This is a genomic window from Bacillus sp. Bvel1 (assembly GCF_014872755.1).
Classification (GTDB): domain Bacteria; phylum Bacillota; class Bacilli; order Bacillales; family Bacillaceae; genus Bacillus; species Bacillus velezensis.
Window position 1 is genome coordinate 380,984 of sequence record NZ_JAAOBZ010000008.1, and the last position, 18,265, is coordinate 399,248.

An 18,265-nucleotide genomic window follows, 5' to 3' on the forward strand; every position below is an offset into this window, starting at 1 on the left:
CACCTCATTTCAAAAGGCCTCTAGTCCCTTAATAAATCGACAAGAAGAGAAGCCACTTTATGTGTATCGTGACGGATTACGCCATTTTTATACGTGATAATCTGATCCCTGATGACCTCAAGCCCCATGGATTTCAGCTTTTCAACATTGAAGTCGACGGGCCGGGCCAGCTCTTTCGCATATTTGCTTTTGATTTCGTCAGGGATCTCCTCATTGTTGATTAAGATCGTGTCGATAAACGGCTGCTCCATATGATCGTTCAGCGCCTTGACATGGTCGGCCGCGCTGTATTGAAGCGTCTCGCCGGGCTGTGTCATGACGTTGCATATATATACTTTTTTGGCCGCGGCCTTGACGACTTCCTCTCCGATTTTCGGCACGAGCAGATTCGGAAGAATGCTTGTGTACAGGCTTCCCGGACCGATAATGATTAAATCGGCCTGACGGATGACGTCAATCGTTTCCGGGAGAGGATCAATTTTTTCAGGCGTAAGAAATACCCGTTTAATCCGCTGGCCGTAAGAAGGGATTGTCGATTCTCCGGAGACGACCTGCCCGTCCTCCATTTCAGCGTGAAGAACGACACTGGTGTTGGCAGCAGGCAGCACTCTGCCGCGGACATTCAGCACCTTGCTCATTTCGGTGACAGCGTGAAAGAAATCACCGGTTATATTTGTCATCGCTGCCAAAATCAAATTGCCGAGCGAATGTCCGGTTAAGTCGCTTCCTTTGTTGAAACGGTGCTGAAACAGATTTTCAACGAGCGGCTCAACATCTGACAAAGCAGCCAGTACGTTACGAATGTCACCCGGCGGCGGAATTTGAAGTTCATCCCGCAGACGGCCTGAACTTCCGCCGTCATCAGCAACTGTCACAATCGCCGTAATATCAACGGGCTTATGCTTTAACCCCCGAAGCAGCACGGACAGACCCGTTCCGCCGCCGAAGATTGCGATTTTCGGCTTCTTATTCATTTCCGGCTTCTCTTTTCAATGTCCCGGTGAGTGACATTAGTATAGAAATCTTTTTTAAAATAGTCAGCCAAATACTCAGCGAGCGTGACGGAGCGGTGCTGGCCGCCCGTACAGCCGATCGCGATGACAAGCTGGCTTTTACCTTCCCGCTTATAAGACGGAAGCATAAAGCCGAGCAGATCAACAAGCTTTTCAATAAACTTTTGTGTTTCGTTCCACTTCATCACATAGGATGACACTTCTTCATCTTTCCCCGTAAGCGGCCTCATGCTTTCAATGTAGAACGGATTCGGCAGAAACCTTACATCAAACACGAGGTCGGCATCTATCGGAAGCCCGTATTTGAAACCGAATGACATCACGTTCACTGTAAATGTTTCACCTTGGTTCGTGGCGAAATGCGCCACGATTTTTTCACGCAGATCACGCGGTTTCATATCCGATGTGTCATAGATCAGCTGAGAGCGCCCTTTCAATTCTTCAAGCAGCTGGCGTTCCAGCGCGATTCCTTCAAGAGGAAGCCCGGTAGCGGCCAGCGGGTGAGAACGCCTCGTTTCTTTGTATCTCGTCACAAGGATAGAATCCTTAGCGTCTAAAAAGAGAATGCGCGGTGTAATCCACGGATTTTCCGCCATTTCATCCAGCGCCTCAATCAGCCTGTCAAAAAATTCACGTCCCCGCAGATCCATGACAAGCGCGACCTTGCTCATTTTTGAACTTGATTCTTTCATCAGCTCCAAAAATTTCGGCAGCAAGGAAGGCGGCAGATTGTCGACGCAAAAATAGCCGAGATCCTCAAAGCTTTGAATGGCGACGGTTTTCCCCGCTCCAGACATTCCCGTAATGATGACGAGCTGAATATCATGGTTTTCATTCATACTCATCTTTCTCCCCCCTGCGGTCTTTCTTTTATTTGATAAGCTGCGGATCTAAACGATAGCTGAGCAGCTCGAAGTCCGGCGTATACGTAAAGGTGCCGTGCAAAAGCCCTTGGCCCTTGATCATAAAATCAAGGATATGCCCGTCTCCGGGGGCCATCGGAAGGCTGTGGATATCTTTTACGTCATGCCACTTCAGAACGCCTTCCTCTGATTCAGCGACATTCCGCCCCGTGTAGGAGTCGGCGACGAAAGTAAACATCATCCACTCTGACACGATTTGTTCCTGTTCCTTAATAATAAAGGTAAACACGCCTTTTAACTGCGGATTTAGTATATAAATGCCCGTCTCTTCTCTGTACTCTCTGATGACGGAATCTCTGACGGATTCGCCGCTTTCCATCTTCCCGCCGGGCGCGACCCACCAGCCCCGTCTCGGCTTTTGGAGAAGGAGAACCTGATCATCTGTCTGCAGCACACAATTTGTCACTCTTTGCACAAGTACGTCACCTAACCTTCTCAACAAATCATCGTCTCTTCATTATACCGTTTCGGCATGTCTCTCACAATGCAGAGACACCGACATCCTTTTCTTTTATTTGACAGAAAACAAAAAATCGCAAAAAAAGGGCACGGATACTGGAATCCGTGCCAAAGTGTATTCATTAAAAAGGGGGTCAATTACTACATTCATCTTAAAACATCAGTATTTCACCCGTGTTACAGCGTAATTAAAACACAGTAACGATTCAAAAACTGAACATTACAGTGATTATTTAACGGTTTTGAGCGTTTCCTCAAGCTCTTCCACATAATGCTGAACGCTTTGAGCCGCAATACTTCCGTCGCCTGTCGCCGTTACGATCTGGCGGAGCGTTTTTTCACGGATGTCTCCCGCAGCGAAAATGCCTGGGACTTTTGTCTCCATTTGGGCATTTGTTTCAATGTAGCCTTCTTCATTTGTGATGCCCAAGTTTTCGAACGGTTTAGAAAGCGGAAGCATACCGATATAAATAAAGACACCGTCAGCTTTGAATTCTTCCTCTTCTCCCGTCACGGTATCCACAAGAGTAAGTCTGCCGACTTTTCCGTTTTCCTCATGGATTTCTTTTACGGTTTTGTTCCATTTAAAGTCAATTTTCTCATTGTCAAAGGCACGCGCCTGAAGAATGCTTTGCGCACGCAATTTGTCACGTCTGTGAACGATGGTGACTTTTGAAGCGAAGCGTGTCAGATAGACGCCTTCTTCAACGGCGGAGTCTCCGCCGCCGACAACGACAAGCTCTTTATTTTTAAAGAACGCGCCGTCACAAACCGCGCAGTACGATACGCCGCGGCCGCCCAGTTCTTTTTCGCCGGGAACGCCGATCTTTTTGTATTCCGCTCCGGCAGAAATGACGATGGCGCGCGCTTTATATTCTTTTGAACCGGCTTTGACCGTTTTATATTCTTTACCGTCCACGATTTCTTTAATATCGCCGTACGCATATTCCGCACCGAATTTTTTCGCATGTTCAAACATTTTATTAGAAAGTTCAGGGCCGAGAATGCTTTCAAAACCCGGATAGTTTTCAACATCCTCCGTATTGGCCATCTGGCCGCCCGGAATTCCTCTTTCGATCATTAATGTGGATAAGTTCGCTCGTGATGTGTAAACAGCAGCGGTCATCCCCGCCGGACCCGCGCCGATAATGATCACATCATAAATTTTTTCTTCTGACACCATGATTCACTCCTTTTCGAAATGGGGCGCACCCTATATGACTAAGAATCCCCATCAATCGTATTCCTTACCCATATCCTATTAAATCTGAGGGCAATTCGCTATTTTTTTGCTCATTTTTCTGAGAAACCGTGATTAGGGAGCTCCTGAGCGGGTATACAAATAAAGAAAGAGCCTTCCGGGATAGAAGGCCCTTGTCTTATTCATTATTGCACGACACGTCTTACATTGCCGTTGAATGCTTTCTTCCAGTAAGGGTTGCTCATAGAATCAATGGATACACCGTGTGATGTATTATCGTTCAGGAACGTTCCGTTACCTAAGTAGATGCCGACGTGGCCGTTTGTTTTATACGTGTTGAAGAATACTAAGTCTCCGCGTTTCATGTCAGACGCGCTTACTGCTTTACCTCTTCCGATTAATGTATCTGTGTTTGTGCCGCTTGCAGGTCCGAGATTAACGCCTGCGTTAGCATAAGCCCAGCGTACGAATGAAGAGCAGTCAAAGATACGGTTGTCAATATCGGATTGAGTGCGTCCGCCGCCGAATTTATACGGAGATTGACCCACAAGGCTTGATCCTACGCTGATCGCGCCTTCAATACCGCCTGAATTTGAAATAACAGATCCCCCGTCAGAATCATCTGAACCGCCGCTGTTATGAGATGATCCGCCTGAAGTGCTCTTCGGTTTGCTTGAGCTGTCAGATGAATCAGATGATGTTGAAACAGCCGCTTTTTTCACAGTTTTAACCGCCGGTGCCGGCTGGCTGTCATCTTTTTGGTTTTGGTCTTCAGAAGCTTTTTGCGCTTCTTCCTGTTTTTTGATCAGGGCAGCCGCTGCAGCCTGCTCAGCTTTAATGCGCTTCTGTTCTTTTTCAGTGTCAGCTTTTTGGTTTGCAAGCTGTGACGCTTCTTTTTTCAGATCAGAGATAGCGGAAGCCGCTTTTTTCTGACCGTTTTTCGCTTCGTCGAAAAGCTTGTCTTTCTGATCAAGCTGTTTGTTCAGGTCTTTTTGCATAGACTCGAGTTTCGCAAGATCATCTTGAACTTTTTTCAGCTTCACGTTAAGTTCAGCCTCTGCGTCTTCGAGTTTCGCTTTATCCTGCTCCTGCTGTTTGATCAGGTCTTTATCCGCATCAACGATAGAAGATACTGCAGTCGCACGGGAAATGAAGTCTCCGAAGCTTGTCGCCCCTAAAAGTACATCTATGTATCCTTGAGAACCGCCGTTTTCCTGTAAAGAACGAACGCGTTTTTTCAGGATTTCATTGCGTTTTTCAATACGCGCTTCTGTTTCTTTGATTTCTTTTTTCAAATCAGCGATCTGCTTTTTCGTTTTTTCGTTTTCAGCTTTTTTATCTTCGATTTTATTGCTTGTATCCAACGCTTTAGCGTTAATGTCTTTCAGTTCTTTTTCAATCTTAGCCTGTTTGTCCTGAAGCTTGGACAATTCTCTTTCTTTTGCTTCAAGGCTTGAAGCCACCTCAGATTGCTTGCTTTCAATTTTCGCTTTTTTGCTGTCTAATGTTTCCGCCGATGCAGTTTTTGTAAACGGGATCAAAAAACTGCTTGTCCCGATGACGGAAGCCAAACCAAGTGTTAATAAACTCTTTTTCACTTTTTCTTTCCTCCCTTTTACTTTAAACCTGTTCTCATTTGGAATTCTATTATGAACATCAAAGTTACGCTCCCTCACATGCCCGTGAGGCTGATGATTTTTATGTACGATTCTTTGAATCTGGTTAATTGGTATAGATTATACAGCACATGTAAAATAAACTAATCTCTTATGTACGAGACTCATTATACCATCATGTTTCGACAATTTTTATTACAGTTATATTTCAATGTGATTGCAAATCTCATATTTTGCAAAATAAACGGTGATTACGGCCTGATTTCGATTCAAAAAGCAAAAAAATACGTATGAATACCTCTTTTTTCGGCGGTAAAGTTCTGTTTTGCCCCTTTCTGATAAAAAAAGAACCGACTCTTTATATAGAAAGAATCGGTTTTATTCTAATATATCATCTATTTGTCTGATGTATTTCGAAAGGGTTGCCGGGGTTATACCGTAAACGGCGGCCGTTTCTTTTTTCGTCGTTTTTTCGCCGTTTGCTTCTTTCCATACGTATGCGATGGCTGCGGCCCATGCCCGCTCATTCTGTACGGCAGCGTCGGCGCGGATGTGCTGAATGACGTGAAAAACCCAGCAGCTCATGACGTCAGTTTTTAAACTGTCGGCTTCCGCTTTCTCCAGAAGCTTGACCGTCCGATACGTGAACAGCGCGTCACCGGAGACGCCTGAAGCGCCTTTTTCACCGGAAAGCAGCAGTCTGACGAAATCTTGTTCAAACGGTGAAACGGCGCGTTTTGCCGTCAGAACTTTTTCAAGCTGGTTCCGCTCTCCTTCAGCGCTGCTGATATAATAGGCGGCAAGCCGCTGTTCAAGTGAAGCAGGCAGCGGTTCCTGCCGCTCCGCCCAAGGCGCGGGCCGGTCTGATTCGGGAAATTCGGCTTCGGCCTTTTTCCAAATGGTTTCCGCAAATTCTGTGCGGCCTGTCCCGTAGGCTGAGGCGGCAAGCCAGTAATAAAACGTTTCGTCGCCTTCGAACCCGCTTTTGTAAAGAGAACGGAGCCATTTATAACCGAGATCATGTCTGCCGACAAGCGCAAGCGTCGCCCCCAGCTTATAGCGCTGTTCGAATAAAATCGGATACACGTTGGCGAGTTTTCCGCTCAATTCTCCGACTTTTTCATCTTCCCTCTCGTAATAGCAGAATACAAGGAGGTTGCACAGGGCATGGAGATTGCCTTCATTTTTCTCAAGCACTTCGAATACCGTCTGTTTCGCTTTTGTAACATTGCCTGAGTAAAAGTAAGCGAGCGCCAGGTTGTTGTATGCAGACCAAAGCTCGGGGTAATCGGCCGTAATCTCTTCAAGCATGACAACCGCTTCATGAAGCTGGCCGCTCTCAAGAAGCGTTTTTGCCCGGTCCTGCCTGATCAGCAGCTCATCCTGGTCATAGAGTGATTCGTTTTCACCCGCTTCGCCGAAATCCAAAAGCTCCATCAGATTTTCAATCTCTTCGCTGAATTCCCCGTCCGGATCGGCATCTGAATAAGCCGCCGCTTCTTTGTATGCTTCCTGAAAGAGCCCCAAATGCGCGAAATTATTCGCTTTAAAATAATGACACTCGGGCATTTCTTCTTTCAGGTTCACCAAAATAAAGTCGAACAGCTCATTTGACTGCTGGTAGTGGCCCATTTCAGAATAAATGACGGCCAGCCGTGACAGCATTTCGGAATCATTCGGCTCGAGATGGACGGCCCGCTGAATCAGTTTGCTGGCCCGTTTTAAATTCCGCTCTTTATATGCTTTTAAGCCTTTATGAAAAAAATATTGTCCATCCTGAAGCAGCTGGACAATTTGCGCGTGCTTTTTCTGTTCAGAAGTGTGTTTTCCCACAAATATCCTCCGTTTTATACGTATTACCGTCAGTAGTATACCATAAAACGGTTTCGCCTCAATAGTTCAAAAGACAGGATCGGCTTCGTTTTTTACTGGCTGGTTCGACCAGATTTTAGCTGTTTTTTTCACGAGGCTCGGCTGGAAGAATGACGCGGAAAAGGGTTCCTTCGCCGCGCTTGCTCTCAACCTCTATCGAACCGCCGTGCAGCTCTGCGATTTTTTGGGCGATGGACAGGCCGAGCCCGCTTCCCCCTGCGTTTCTCGCCTTATCCGCTTTATAAAACCGTTCAAATACCCGCTCCGCCTGTTCAGGCTCCATTCCGATTCCGTCGTCGGCGATTTCGACAGCCGCCGCTCCCGGCAGATCAACAATTTTAACGGAAATGCGGCCGCCTTCACCGGTAAATTTCACGGCATTGTGAATCAGATTCATCCATACTTGGCTGAGCAGCGCTTCATCTCCGTACACATACGACTCCTGTAAATCAATGAGAAACTCAATCTGTTTGGCGGACCATTCAGGCTCACAGGTCAATATGGTGCGCCGCAGCTGTTTGTCAATGCGGAACGGTTTTTTTTGTATCGGTTCGGTTTGGCGTTCAAGCGCAGTGAGCTTCAGCAGATTTTCACTGATTTTTGATAATCGTTCTGTTTCTGTCTCGATGATGTGTAAATAGCGCCCCCGCTCCTCATATGATAAATCCGGTTTTTTCAGGAGGTGCGCGTAGCCCTTTAATGAAGTAAGCGGGGTTTGGATTTCATGGGAAACGTTCGAAATAAATTCTTGTTTCAGCTTTTCCATTTCACTCAGTTCCGCGGCGAGTGTCGACAGTTCATCAGCCAATTTCGTCACGGGGTGGTCCCGTTCAATCTTCTCCATTTTCCTGGAGGCGGCCGCTGTGAAGTTGCCGCTCGACATTTGCTTGATCGTGGCGGTCAGCGAATCCCAGATCGCATGATGTCTTTCACGTGCTGACTTTGAAAAGATAAACATCGTTATAAACAGCAGGCCGAAAACAAGCCAGAGCGTCAGAATCTGCTCGGCGTACGGCACAAGCAAAATCGGCCATATGAGACCGAATCCCTGAACGATCAGATGAGCCGCCAGCCATAAGAATGCGGTGACGGTGAGAAGGATGATGATTTTTCCAGCCGTTCTGAAGATCCGTTTCATTCTGTCACCACAAACCGATACCCGAGCCCCCGCACCGTATGGATAGCAAACGGATAGTCCTTTTCCGGAAACCGTTCCCTCAGCCTTTTAACATGCACATCAACCGTCCGCTCGTCACCTTCATAATCAAAGCCCCAAATATCTTCTATTAATTGTTCTCTTGAAAACGTCTTATTCGGATAACCGGCGAGCTTAAATAAAAGCTCAAATTCACGCCGGGGCAGCGTCAATCCCGCTCCGCCGCCGCGCGTTACGGTGCGGGATTGCTTATCTAATGTGACATTTCCGATGGTCAGCAGTTTTTCAGCGGTGATCCGGTACCGTTTCAGCAATGCTTTGACCCTTGCTTCCAGTTCAAGCGGCTCAAACGGTTTGACGAGATAATCATCCGCTCCGGAAGTAAAACCTTGCACTTTGTCCAGCGTTTCGCCTTTTGCCGTCAGCATCAAAATCGGAATGTCCGTAAAGCTGCGGACGGCTTCACTGACTTCAAACCCGTCCATTTTCGGCATCATCACATCCAGTATGATGAGATCAATAGGTGCTGATTCGATCAGCCGCACCGCCGCTTCCCCGTCTTCCGCTTCTGCGACGTCAAAGCCGCTCTGCTCCATCATGAGTCGGACAAGCTCACGGATGTGGCGGTCGTCATCCGCAACCAATATGACAGCCATAAAAATCCCTCCTTCTGCTTTTTTGCCTGTCTTCTTTTAATGAATCGACATGATGTCTATTAACCGTCTTATTTTTTCATTGTCTCCTGTATCGACAGACACTTTTTTTGTATGGCGGATCATTTCCTCCGTCACTTCTTTCATTACGCCTTGATCAGTATCTTCACGAGACTCCCAGCGCAAAGGAACATTGTATACCTGAATGGTGCCGTCACCATTGCTGCTGTAAGTGACTGACCCATCGACTAACCGGGAGCCTGCTAACTGCGTAACATCTTCGGGATAGCGGGCGCTCGTATGATCGTCAGGGTTGACGTATGCCCCGGCCGGAATGCGGCGAACGTTCAATTCATCTATCTGCTGATTTTCCCCAAGCTGCAGCCAGATGCGGGCATATTCAATTTGCAGAGGAGAATAATCTGCCGACATGTTGTTCGGTTGGCTTTTGTCCGCAGAGATGTGATGTGAACCTTTGTTTACGGGTTCTTTTTTTTCTGCCGCTGATGCTGTTTCAGCCTTGTTGATGCCGCTGCTTTCTCCGGCCGGACTTGAAGAATGGCTCGGCTCTTCATCGTTACCGTCCGTACACCCGGCAGTCATGAATACGAGCAGTAAGGCCGCGTGACAATAAAAAATCTTTGTGCGTTTTTTCATAATTTAACCCCCGCTTTCTATGAAGAGAACTCCGGCTGCAAAATAAAAAGCAGCTTTTTCAGCTGCTTTCTATTCATAAAGTCTTGCTTTACACAGCTTTGTTTTCTAAGTCGGCATTCAGCTTCAGCTGCTGCTCCGCAAAATCGCGGTACAGCGAATGGGATGCCATTAATTCATGGTGTGTGCCCCGTCCGGTGATTTCACCCTGTTCGACAAAGAGAAGCTGATCTGCATCCACAACCGTGGATAAACGATGGGCGATCACGATCGTGGTGCGGCCTTCCATTAGAACTTCCAGCGCCTGCTGCACCCATTTTTCAGATTGGCTGTCCAGACTTGATGTCGCTTCATCAAGCATCAGAATGCTCGGGTTGCGAAGGAGCGCTCTGGCAATGGCGATGCGCTGGCGCTGTCCGCCTGACAGCATAATTCCCCGCTCACCGACCTCTGTTTCAAATTTCTTCGGTAAGTCTTCAATAAATTGCAGGGCGTAGGCCATGTCAGCCGCTTGCCTCAGTTCCTCATCAGTCACCTCGCGTTTTAATCCGTAGCAGATATTGTCGCGGATGGTGCCTGACATTAACGGGCTTTCTTGCGACACGTAGCCGATATGCTCCCGCCATGACTCAAGGGAATACGCATCAATCGGTTCATTTCCGAGCAGGATGCTGCCCGCAGTCGGGTTGTAGAATCGTTCAAGCAGCTTAAATAACGTTGTTTTCCCGCCGCCGCTCGGTCCGACGATCGCGGTGACTTTGCCGGCCTCAATCGTAGCCGTAATGTCTTTTAAGATGGTTTGATCTGTTTTGTAGCCGAATGAGACTTGTTCGAGCTTAATCGGCTGATCTGCGTTTTCAATGGCTTTTCCGGTTTGGATATCTTCTTCTTTTTCTGCAAGAATATGAATCATCCGTTCCGTTGCGCCGACGGATTTTTGAAGCTGTGTGAAAAATGAAGTGATCTGGCCCATCGGCATAATGATCTGAAACAAATACAGGATAAAGGCAACGAGTGCGCCGGCTGTCAATTCACCGGATGACACCTGCATCCCGCCGTACCCGATGACAGCGACCAGCGCCGCCATTAATACAAGTGTAATAAGCGGGCCTACGAGCGACTGCACCTTCGCTTCACGCAGCCCGAGTTTAAAGAGCGCCATGATGCCTGCTTTTCCGCGTCCGTATTCCGCTTCTTCAGCGTTTGACGCTTTTACAAGCCTGATTTCCGGGAGGATGTGGTTTAATAATCCTGTGAATCTCGCCGTTTCATCCTGTGTTTCCCGAGAAATTTTAAACATTTTCCGGCCGATCGGCACTAAAATCACCGCAGCCAGCGGAACGACGATCAGCACGAGCAATGTGAGCTTCCAGTTCATGAAAAATAAGATCGTCAGTGACCCGATAACGGAAATGATTCCGGTAATAAATCCGCTGATATTGTTTGTGATCAGCTCTTTTACCACCATTGTGTCATTGGTGACACGGCTGATCGTTTCTCCCGTGGCGTTTTTGTCAAAATAAGAGACGGGCAGTTTAATTAATTTCTGCCACAACAAATCACGCAGTCCCGAGATGATTTTCTGGCCGCTGTAGTTCAGGGCGTAGGTGGCGTAGGCGCTTAATGCGGCCTGTACGATAAACACGGCTGCGATGATTCCGATTTGCACGCCTGACAGCGACGACACGGAAAAGCCGTCAACGAGCTGCTTTGTCAACAGCGGAATCAGCAGGCTGACGAGCGTTGTCACAATACTGAGAGACAGCGCGAAGGCCAGCATACCGTATGATGGTTTTGTTTTTTTGACTAATGAAAAGAATGAGTTGAATTTCCCTTTTGGTTTTGGTTGTTTATTCGGCATATGTTTTCCTCCTATATCACTGTTTATACTATAACGGATGTGCATGAACGGAATATGAACAAAACGTATATTTTTGATAAAAACCAAAATAAACTCTATTAGTCAATATTATCAAATTCATCTGCCTTCGGTTGCGGAAATAAGGAATATTTTATTGAATGTTTAAGTTTGACAGAATAAAAACCTCACGGATCTCTCCGTGAGGTTTGTTTTTACTCAGATGCTGAATGGCGTTTCGCAAGGACGTCAAGCACGTCATCCAAAGGAAGCGACTGCTCACGCAGAAGAACGAGCAAATGATACAGCAAATCCGCCGCTTCCCATTTTAATTCTTCATGGTCGCGGTTTTTTGCGGCGATAATAACCTCTGCGGCTTCCTCGCCGACTTTTTTGAGGATTTTATCGACGCCTTCCCGAAACAGGTACGTTGTGTAGGCTCCGTCAGGCATCTCCGCCTGCCGTTTGGCGATCACGCTTTCCAGTTCATTTAAGATGCCGAAACGATCCTGCGCGTCTGCTTTTTCCGTGGAAAAACAGCTGTAGCTTCCCTTATGGCATGCGGGTCCTGAGGGCTCCGCAAGCACGACAAGGGCATCTTGATCGCAATCATAACGGATGGCTTTCACCTTTTGGGTATTCCCCGATGTCGCTCCTTTATGCCACAGCTCCCCGCGTGAACGGCTGTAAAACCAGGTTTCTTTCGTTTCTATCGTTTTTTCATAGGATTCTCGGTTCATATAAGCCAGTGTCAGCACTTCTTTGCTTGCCGCATCCTGTATGATGGCGGGTATCAGTCCGGCCTCGTCAAACCGCAGTTCATCTGCCTGTTTCATCTCACATTCACCCCGTGTTTCTTCATATAATCTTTCACTTCTTTTATAGATGTCTCTTTGTAATGGAAAATAGAAGCTGCAAGCGCGGCGTCCGCTTCACCGACTGTGAAGGCTTCAAGCATATGGCGCGCGCTGCCGGCTCCCCCTGACGCAATGACGGGCACCGGGACGGCACGTGAGACAAGCTGTGTGAGCGTATGATTAAAGCCTGTTTTCTCACCGTCTGCGTCCATGCTTGTCAGCAGGATTTCACCCGCTCCCCGGCTGACGGCTTCTTTTGCCCAAGCCGTGACTTCCCGCTCGGTTTTCTGTCTGCCGCCGTGTGTGTACACTTTATAGCATTCCGAATCTTCGTCATACTTTGCGTCAATCGCCGCTACGATGCATTGCGAGCCGAAAAACTCAGCTCCTTCCGTAATCAGCTCGGGACGGAGAACGGCCGCTGTATTAACGGATACCTTGTCAGCGCCGGCGCGAAGCATTCGTTTCATATCGCTTAATTGATTGATTCCGCCGCCGACCGTAAACGGAATCGCCAGTTTTGCCGCAACTTGTTCTACGACGTCTGTCATCGTCTTGCGGCCTTCGTGAGAGGCGGAAATGTCGAGAAAAACAAGTTCGTCTGCGCCCTCCCTGTCGTAGGCTTCGGCCAGCTCGACAGGATCGCCCGCATCTTTCAGCCCGAGAAATTGAATGCCCTTGACGACGCGTCCTTCTTTCACATCGAGACACGGAATGATTCGTTTCGTGATCATGCGTCCTTCACCCTTCTGAGCGCTTCAGCCAATGAAAATTGTTTTGTATACAGCGCTTTTCCGATAATCGCTCCCGATACGCCGGCGTCTTTGAAGCGGGCCAGTGTTTTGAGGTCGGCGACTGAGCTGACTCCGCCTGAAGCGATGACGTCTTTTCCCGTTGCTTTTGCGAGCTGAACGGTACTTTCGATGTTCGGTCCTGACAGCATGCCGTCAGTTGCAATATCCGTGAAAATGAAGGTTTCCGCTCCTTCGGCCGCCAATTCACGGCCCAGATCGGCCGCCCTTACCGAGGATGTTTCCAGCCAGCCTTCCGTCGAGACATATCCGTTTCTTGCATCAAGGCCGATCGCGATTTTGCCGCCGTATTGTTTCAGCATGCTCTTCACAAATGCCGGATCGGAAACGGCCGAGCTGCCGAGAATGACGCGATCAACGCCTTGTGATAAATAACCGTACACATCCGCTTCAGAACGGATACCGCCGCCGATCTCGACTTTGACATCAAGCTGCCGCGCAATGTCAAGAACATGCCTGTCGTTTACTTTCCTGCCTGCTTTCGCGCCGTCAAGGTCCACGAGATGAATCCATTCGGCGCCTTCTTGTGCAAATTGCGCCGCCATGTCTAAAGGAGAGTCACCGTATATCGTTTCCTTGCCGTAATCGCCTTGGATGAGGCGGACGCATTTGCCGTTTCTCATATCGATTGCCGGATATAATGTAAAAGCGTTCATTTCTTCACCTTCTGTTCCGCTGCCATTTTTGTAAATTGTGTTAAGATCGCCATTCCGGCTGTACCGCTTTTTTCCGGGTGAAACTGTGCACCGAAGATATTGCGTTTCCCGACGACAGCCGGAACACGAACGCCGTACTCAGCGCTTGCCAGAAGATCGCCGTCTTCCATCCCGTCTATATAATAGGAATGGACAAAGTAAACGAATCCTTCTTCCGCTTCCGAAAGCAAAGGAGACGTTTGGTGAAACGTCAGCCGGTTCCAGCCCATATGCGGCACCTTCAGCTTGTTTCCTTCGGCATCTCTGTCTTTGAGTCTCACAGCTTTTCCGGCTAATAAACCAAGTCCTTTTGCAGAGCCGTTTTCGGTGCTTTCTTCGAAAATGAGCTGCATGCCGAGGCAGATGCCGAGGAGCAGCTTACCCTCGTCAACCATACGGTGTATGAATTGATCAAGCTTCGTGCTGCGTAAATTGTCCATGGCGTCACTGAATGATCCGACACCTGGAAGAATAAAAGCATCCGCTTTTTCAAGCTCTTCCGGCCGGTCTGATACGACATACGGGACGCCGACGCGTTCCAGCGCTTTCGACACGCTGAATAAATTGCCCATACCGTAATCAATTACACCGATCATTTACAGCATTCCTTTCGTAGACGGCACACCCTTGACGCGCGGATCAATGGATGACGCTTCATCAAGCGCTCTGCCAAGCGCCTTAAATACGGCTTCTATCATATGATGGGTATTCGTGCCGTAATGAACGATGACGTGCAGATTCATTCTCGCTTCGAGCGCCAGTTTCCATAGGAATTCATGTACCAGCTCGGTATCAAACGTTCCGACTTTCGCTTGCGGAAATGCAGCGCGCATCTCAAGGTGCGGCCGGTTGCTCAGGTCTACGGCGACTTGGGCGAGCGCTTCGTCCATGGGCACAAGCGCTGATCCGTACCGTTTGATCCCTTTTTTATCACCGAGCGCCTCCAAAAAAGCCTGCCCTAAACAGATGCCGATATCTTCAGTCGTATGGTGATCATCTATCTCCGTATCGCCTTCTGCGTCAACCGTTAAATTGAATTGCCCGTGCTTTGTGAACAAATCAAGCATATGAGTCATAAACGGCACATCCGTGCTGATGTCGGCTTTTCCTTCTCCGTCTATTTCGAAAGCCAGCCTTATATCCGTCTCATTTGTTGTTCTGGCGCGTTCCGCTTTTCTCATCGGTCATTCCTCCGTTTCTCGCTTCAATCGATCTTGCGTGCGCTTCCAGCCCTTCCAGTCTCGCGAAGGCGGAAATGCTGTCCGCGTGCGTTTCAAATGCCTTCCGGCTGTAAGAGATGATGCTCGATTTCTTTTGAAAATCTGTTACATTCAGCGGGCTTGAAAACCGCGCCGTTCCGTTTGTCGGCAAAACGTGATTCGGTCCGGCAAAATAATCGCCGACCGGTTCAGCGCTGTATCGTCCTAAGAAAATTGCCCCCGCGTGTCTGATGCTTCCAAGCAAAGCCTCCGGCGAATGCGTCATGATTTCTAAATGCTCGGGCGCCAGCTCATTCACCGTGTCCACCGCATCTTCCATCGATTCCGTAATATAAATGCGGCCGTGATCCCTGATCGACGCTTCGGCGATTTCTTTGCGCGGCAGGGTCTGAAGCTGTTTATCCACCTCATCTGATACCGCTTCGGCAAGCTTCCGTGAGTCGGTGACAAGCACGCTTGAGCTGAGCATATCGTGTTCGGCCTGTGAAAGCAGGTCAGCGGCGACTTCTTTGGGCACCGCCGTATCGTCTGCCAGAACCACGATTTCACTGGGTCCGGCAATCATGTCAATATCCACAACGCCGAAGACTTCGCGCTTCGCGAGTGCTACAAATATATTTCCGGGGCCCGTGATCTTATCTACAGGCTGTATCGTTTCCGTTCCGTAAGCGAGCGCGGCAATCGCCTGTGCGCCTCCCGCTTTGTAAATTTCTTTTATGCCGAGCTCAGAGGCCGCCGCCAGAACGCCCGGCGAAAGGCGCCCGTCTTTTCCCGGAGGACTGACGAGAACGATCCGTTCCACTCCCGCAGCGAGAGCGGGGATGACATTCATTAAAACGGAAGACGGATAAGCGGCCGTCCCGCCCGGCACGTATACGCCCGCGGAATCGAGCGCCGTTATTTTCTGTCCGAGCATCGAACCGTCTTTGCGATGGTAAAACCAAGAGGATTGCAGCTGGCGCTCGTGATATTCTTTAATATTGGCAATCGCCTGCCTGATCACTTCCAGCAGCTGATCATCAAGCAGACGGTACGCCTCGGTGATTTCCTCTGCGCTCACGGCCATCCGGTTCAGGCTGATGCCGTCAAATGTTTTTGTATAGGCCAAAACGGCTTTGTCACCGTTTTGTCTGACGTCTTCAATAATCCCCCTGACGGTTTTCCGCTGCTCTTCGGTTCCGCTGTCGATGGAACGCTTCAGTGAAAACCGCTCGCTTCTTTTTACTGCGGTTATGTTCATTTTGCCGTTTCTCCTTCCACAACCCGTGCCAGCCTGGCCGCCATTTCGTCGATTACATCATCCTTCATGCGGTAGCTGACCGGATTGACGATAAAACGCGATGTGATGTCACAAATATGTTCTGATTCAACGAGACCGTTTTCCTTTAATGTCTGCCCGGTTGATACGATATCTACGATTCTGTCAGCAAGCCCGATTAAAGGGGCCAATTCAATGGAACCGTTCAGCTTAATGATTTCCACCTGCTCGCCCTGCTCTCTGAAATAACTCGACGCAACATTCGGATATTTCGTCGCAATCCTCGGTGCGACTCCGTTCCAATCCGCCCCGGGAAGCCCCGCAACGGCGAGATAGCATTTGCTGATTTTCAGATCGAGCACCTCATACACGTCACGCTCTTCCTCAAGCATGACATCCTTTCCGGCAATACCGGCATCAGCGACGCCATGCTCGACATAAGTCGTAACATCCATCGGCTTTGCCAGAATAAAGCGGAGATTTTCTTCTGGAACGTCAATGATCAGTTTTCTCGATTCTTCAAACTCCTCGGGCAGCCTGTATCCGGCCTGCCGCAGCAACCCGGCCGCTTCTTCGAATATTCGTCCTTTTGGCATTGCCATTGTGAGTACCTTACCCATTCCTCTCTTCCTTTCTGGCACCGATAAAGTATGTGACGTTTGCGAATGATTTTGTCATATGATCGATATTTTCAATGCCCGCCAGATCCTGCAGGACGACTTTTCTGCCTCTCGCCCTTTCTTCCTCCGCGAATAAAATGGCCTGGGCCCGCTGCTCCTTGCTGAAAATCACGGCGTCCGCTTCACTTGTTTCTTCCTGAATGCCGAGCGCTTCAATCAGCCTGTCGATACGGAGCCCGAAGCCCGTGGCGGGAGCGGGACTGCCGAAATGGCCGAGGAGATTGTTATAGCGTCCGCCGCTTCCGATGACGAAACCGACATTTGCCGCGTACACTTCGAATAAAATTCCCGTGTAATAACTCATATGGCTTATTATATTCAGATCAAGGCGAATATGCTCGGCACATCCGTAATCCTCAAGAATGTCCCACAGGTCTTCCAGCTCCTGAATTAAGCTTTGTCCGGAGATTCCGATGATCTCCTCCGCCTTCGCGCAAATCTCTTTCCCGCCTCGCAATTCCAAAAGTGCGAGCAGCCGGCTTTTGTCTATTGAAGAAAGTGGAAGCGATTTGACATGTTCCCTGTATCCCACGTAATTCTTTTCAAAGAGAAAGCGCCGCAGAACATCCGCCCGCTCGGCATTACCCAAAACCTCGACAAACAGCTCATCAGCGAGTCCGGCATGGCCGATCGCGATTTTAAACCGGTACAATCCCGCGTTTTTCAAAGCGCCGGCCGCCAGCGCAATCACCTCGGCGTCCGCGCTTGTTGATCCGTCGCCGATCAGCTCCGCGCCGACCTGTTCGAATTCGGCCGGACGTCCGCCTTCCCGCTCCTGAGCGCGATAGACGCTTGCCGCGTACCCCGCTCTGAGCGGATGATTGTGTTTGTGCAGCTTAGATGCCGCCACCCTGGCAATCGGTCCGGTCATGTCAGGCCGAAGCACAAGCGTTTTTCCGTCCTGATCGAGAAGCTTAAACAGCTGCTGTTCTTCAATGGCTGACTGGACGCCTACTGTTTCATAGAATTCTAGGGTCGGCGTCTCCATAAACTGATAACCCCATTTATCAATTAAATCCGTCAGTGTGGAACGGACTTTTTTCTTGGCTTCGTATAAACCGGGCAGCGTATCTCTCATGCCATGCGGTTTCTCAAACATAAACATTTGCCTTTTACACCTCCGCTTTGTCTGAAGGAAAATTCCGAATCCTTTAGTTCGCTAATATGATAATATGTTAGCAGATAAAAGAATGGATTGCAACGCCCAATGTCCGCCTATTCTTTTCCATAAACATGGCTAAAGAATGAACAAACCTGTAAACATATCGGAACGATCGAATCATATTGAGCAGAAGTGCTATAATACATAGAACAGCTTCATCAGAAACAAGGGAGAAT

18 protein-coding genes are annotated in these 18,265 nt (G+C 48.7%); all 18 read right to left on the bottom strand.

Annotated features, from left to right (window positions below; genetic code table 11):
• Window positions 1-20 precede the first annotated feature (20 nt).
• The 18 genes from HAP68_RS16270 to HAP68_RS16355 all read right to left on the bottom strand — a co-directional run bounded on the left by HAP68_RS16270 (window position 21) and on the right by HAP68_RS16355 (window position 18,032).
• The gene (locus HAP68_RS16270; RefSeq protein WP_007407422.1) at window positions 21-974 is read right to left on the bottom strand and encodes a gluconeogenesis factor YvcK family protein; all 954 of its coding nucleotides are present in this window, start codon (window positions 972-974) and stop codon (window positions 21-23) included.
• Complete coding sequence (gene rapZ / locus HAP68_RS16275; protein WP_184123321.1) at window positions 971-1,858, bottom strand: RNase adapter RapZ; 888 nt, start codon at window positions 1,856-1,858, stop codon at window positions 971-973. Before rapZ ends, HAP68_RS16270 begins: the two co-directional genes overlap by 4 nt.
• A gap of 25 nt (window positions 1,859-1,883) precedes the next feature.
• On the bottom strand, window positions 1,884-2,351 hold the full coding sequence (locus HAP68_RS16280) for an 8-oxo-dGTP diphosphatase (RefSeq protein ID WP_003151491.1): 468 nt from the start codon (window positions 2,349-2,351) through the stop codon (window positions 1,884-1,886).
• Between the two features lie 273 nt (window positions 2,352-2,624).
• Window positions 2,625-3,575: a thioredoxin-disulfide reductase gene (gene trxB / locus HAP68_RS16285; RefSeq protein WP_007407423.1), complete on the bottom strand. Its 951-nt coding sequence runs from the start codon at window positions 3,573-3,575 to the stop codon at window positions 2,625-2,627.
• A 206-nt stretch (window positions 3,576-3,781) separates the two neighbouring features.
• Window positions 3,782-5,194 (bottom strand): peptidoglycan DL-endopeptidase CwlO, encoded by a 1,413-nt coding sequence (gene cwlO, locus HAP68_RS16290; RefSeq protein WP_003151485.1) that lies wholly within the window; start codon window positions 5,192-5,194, stop codon window positions 3,782-3,784.
• A 396-nt stretch (window positions 5,195-5,590) separates the two neighbouring features.
• Complete coding sequence (locus HAP68_RS16295; RefSeq protein WP_024085841.1) at window positions 5,591-7,045, bottom strand: tetratricopeptide repeat protein; 1,455 nt, start codon at window positions 7,043-7,045, stop codon at window positions 5,591-5,593.
• Window positions 7,046-7,160: 115 nt separating this feature from the next.
• Complete coding sequence (locus tag HAP68_RS16300; RefSeq protein WP_024085842.1) at window positions 7,161-8,222, bottom strand: sensor histidine kinase; 1,062 nt, start codon at window positions 8,220-8,222, stop codon at window positions 7,161-7,163.
• Window positions 8,219-8,896, bottom strand: a complete 678-nt coding sequence (locus tag HAP68_RS16305) for a response regulator transcription factor (protein WP_015387652.1) — start codon at window positions 8,894-8,896, stop codon at window positions 8,219-8,221. The genes HAP68_RS16300 and HAP68_RS16305 overlap by 4 nt, the downstream gene beginning before the upstream one ends.
• A 36-nt stretch (window positions 8,897-8,932) precedes the next feature.
• Window positions 8,933-9,550, bottom strand: a complete 618-nt coding sequence (locus HAP68_RS16310; protein ID WP_024085843.1) for a hypothetical protein — start codon at window positions 9,548-9,550, stop codon at window positions 8,933-8,935.
• A gap of 88 nt (window positions 9,551-9,638) precedes the next feature.
• Window positions 9,639-11,408 (bottom strand): ABC transporter ATP-binding protein, encoded by a 1,770-nt coding sequence (locus HAP68_RS16315; protein WP_024085844.1) that lies wholly within the window; start codon window positions 11,406-11,408, stop codon window positions 9,639-9,641.
• Window positions 11,409-11,620: 212 nt separating this feature from the next.
• Window positions 11,621-12,241 (bottom strand): bifunctional phosphoribosyl-AMP cyclohydrolase/phosphoribosyl-ATP diphosphatase HisIE, encoded by a 621-nt coding sequence (gene hisIE, locus HAP68_RS16320; protein ID WP_014305903.1) that lies wholly within the window; start codon window positions 12,239-12,241, stop codon window positions 11,621-11,623.
• A complete protein-coding gene (gene hisF, locus HAP68_RS16325; protein ID WP_003151470.1) occupies window positions 12,238-12,996 on the bottom strand; it encodes an imidazole glycerol phosphate synthase subunit HisF in 759 nt (252 codons plus the stop codon). Before hisF ends, hisIE begins: the two co-directional genes overlap by 4 nt.
• Window positions 12,993-13,730, bottom strand: a complete 738-nt coding sequence (gene hisA, locus HAP68_RS16330; RefSeq protein ID WP_015387650.1) for a 1-(5-phosphoribosyl)-5-[(5-phosphoribosylamino)methylideneamino]imidazole-4-carboxamide isomerase — start codon at window positions 13,728-13,730, stop codon at window positions 12,993-12,995. Before hisA ends, hisF begins: the two co-directional genes overlap by 4 nt.
• The gene (hisH, locus tag HAP68_RS16335) at window positions 13,727-14,365 is read right to left on the bottom strand and encodes an imidazole glycerol phosphate synthase subunit HisH (protein WP_024085845.1); all 639 of its coding nucleotides are present in this window, start codon (window positions 14,363-14,365) and stop codon (window positions 13,727-13,729) included. The genes hisA and hisH overlap by 4 nt, the downstream gene beginning before the upstream one ends.
• Window positions 14,366-14,950, bottom strand: a complete 585-nt coding sequence (gene hisB / locus HAP68_RS16340) for an imidazoleglycerol-phosphate dehydratase HisB (RefSeq protein WP_024085846.1) — start codon at window positions 14,948-14,950, stop codon at window positions 14,366-14,368. It lies immediately after the preceding gene.
• Window positions 14,916-16,229 (bottom strand): histidinol dehydrogenase, encoded by a 1,314-nt coding sequence (gene hisD / locus HAP68_RS16345; protein WP_024085847.1) that lies wholly within the window; start codon window positions 16,227-16,229, stop codon window positions 14,916-14,918. The genes hisB and hisD overlap by 35 nt, the downstream gene beginning before the upstream one ends.
• On the bottom strand, window positions 16,226-16,867 hold the full coding sequence (hisG, locus tag HAP68_RS16350) for an ATP phosphoribosyltransferase (RefSeq protein ID WP_024085848.1): 642 nt from the start codon (window positions 16,865-16,867) through the stop codon (window positions 16,226-16,228). Before hisG ends, hisD begins: the two co-directional genes overlap by 4 nt.
• Complete coding sequence (locus HAP68_RS16355; protein ID WP_024085849.1) at window positions 16,860-18,032, bottom strand: ATP phosphoribosyltransferase regulatory subunit; 1,173 nt, start codon at window positions 18,030-18,032, stop codon at window positions 16,860-16,862. Before HAP68_RS16355 ends, hisG begins: the two co-directional genes overlap by 8 nt.
• Window positions 18,033-18,265: the final 233 nt, after the last annotated feature.

Bases quoted from the DNA above. Each gene is read 5' to 3' on its own strand.
- HAP68_RS16270 (WP_007407422.1), bottom strand. From the start codon at position 974: ATGAATAAGAAGCCGAAAATCGCAATCTTCGGCGGCGGAACGGGTCTG.
- rapZ (WP_184123321.1), bottom strand. From the start codon at position 1,858: ATGAGTATGAATGAAAACCATGATATTCAGCTCGTCATCATTACGGGA.
- HAP68_RS16300 (WP_024085842.1), bottom strand. From the start codon at position 8,222: ATGAAACGGATCTTCAGAACGGCTGGAAAAATCATCATCCTTCTCACC.
- HAP68_RS16305 (WP_015387652.1), bottom strand. From the start codon at position 8,896: ATGGCTGTCATATTGGTTGCGGATGACGACCGCCACATCCGTGAGCTT.
- HAP68_RS16310 (WP_024085843.1), bottom strand. From the start codon at position 9,550: ATGAAAAAACGCACAAAGATTTTTTATTGTCACGCGGCCTTACTGCTC.
- HAP68_RS16315 (WP_024085844.1), bottom strand. From the start codon at position 11,408: ATGCCGAATAAACAACCAAAACCAAAAGGGAAATTCAACTCATTCTTT.
- hisIE (WP_014305903.1), bottom strand. From the start codon at position 12,241: ATGAAACAGGCAGATGAACTGCGGTTTGACGAGGCCGGACTGATACCC.
- hisF (WP_003151470.1), bottom strand. From the start codon at position 12,996: ATGATCACGAAACGAATCATTCCGTGTCTCGATGTGAAAGAAGGACGC.
- hisA (WP_015387650.1), bottom strand. From the start codon at position 13,730: ATGAACGCTTTTACATTATATCCGGCAATCGATATGAGAAACGGCAAA.
- hisH (WP_024085845.1), bottom strand. From the start codon at position 14,365: ATGATCGGTGTAATTGATTACGGTATGGGCAATTTATTCAGCGTGTCG.
- hisB (WP_024085846.1), bottom strand. From the start codon at position 14,950: ATGAGAAAAGCGGAACGCGCCAGAACAACAAATGAGACGGATATAAGG.
- hisD (WP_024085847.1), bottom strand. From the start codon at position 16,229: ATGAACATAACCGCAGTAAAAAGAAGCGAGCGGTTTTCACTGAAGCGT.
- hisG (WP_024085848.1), bottom strand. From the start codon at position 16,867: ATGGGTAAGGTACTCACAATGGCAATGCCAAAAGGACGAATATTCGAA.
- HAP68_RS16355 (WP_024085849.1), bottom strand. From the start codon at position 18,032: ATGTTTATGTTTGAGAAACCGCATGGCATGAGAGATACGCTGCCCGGT.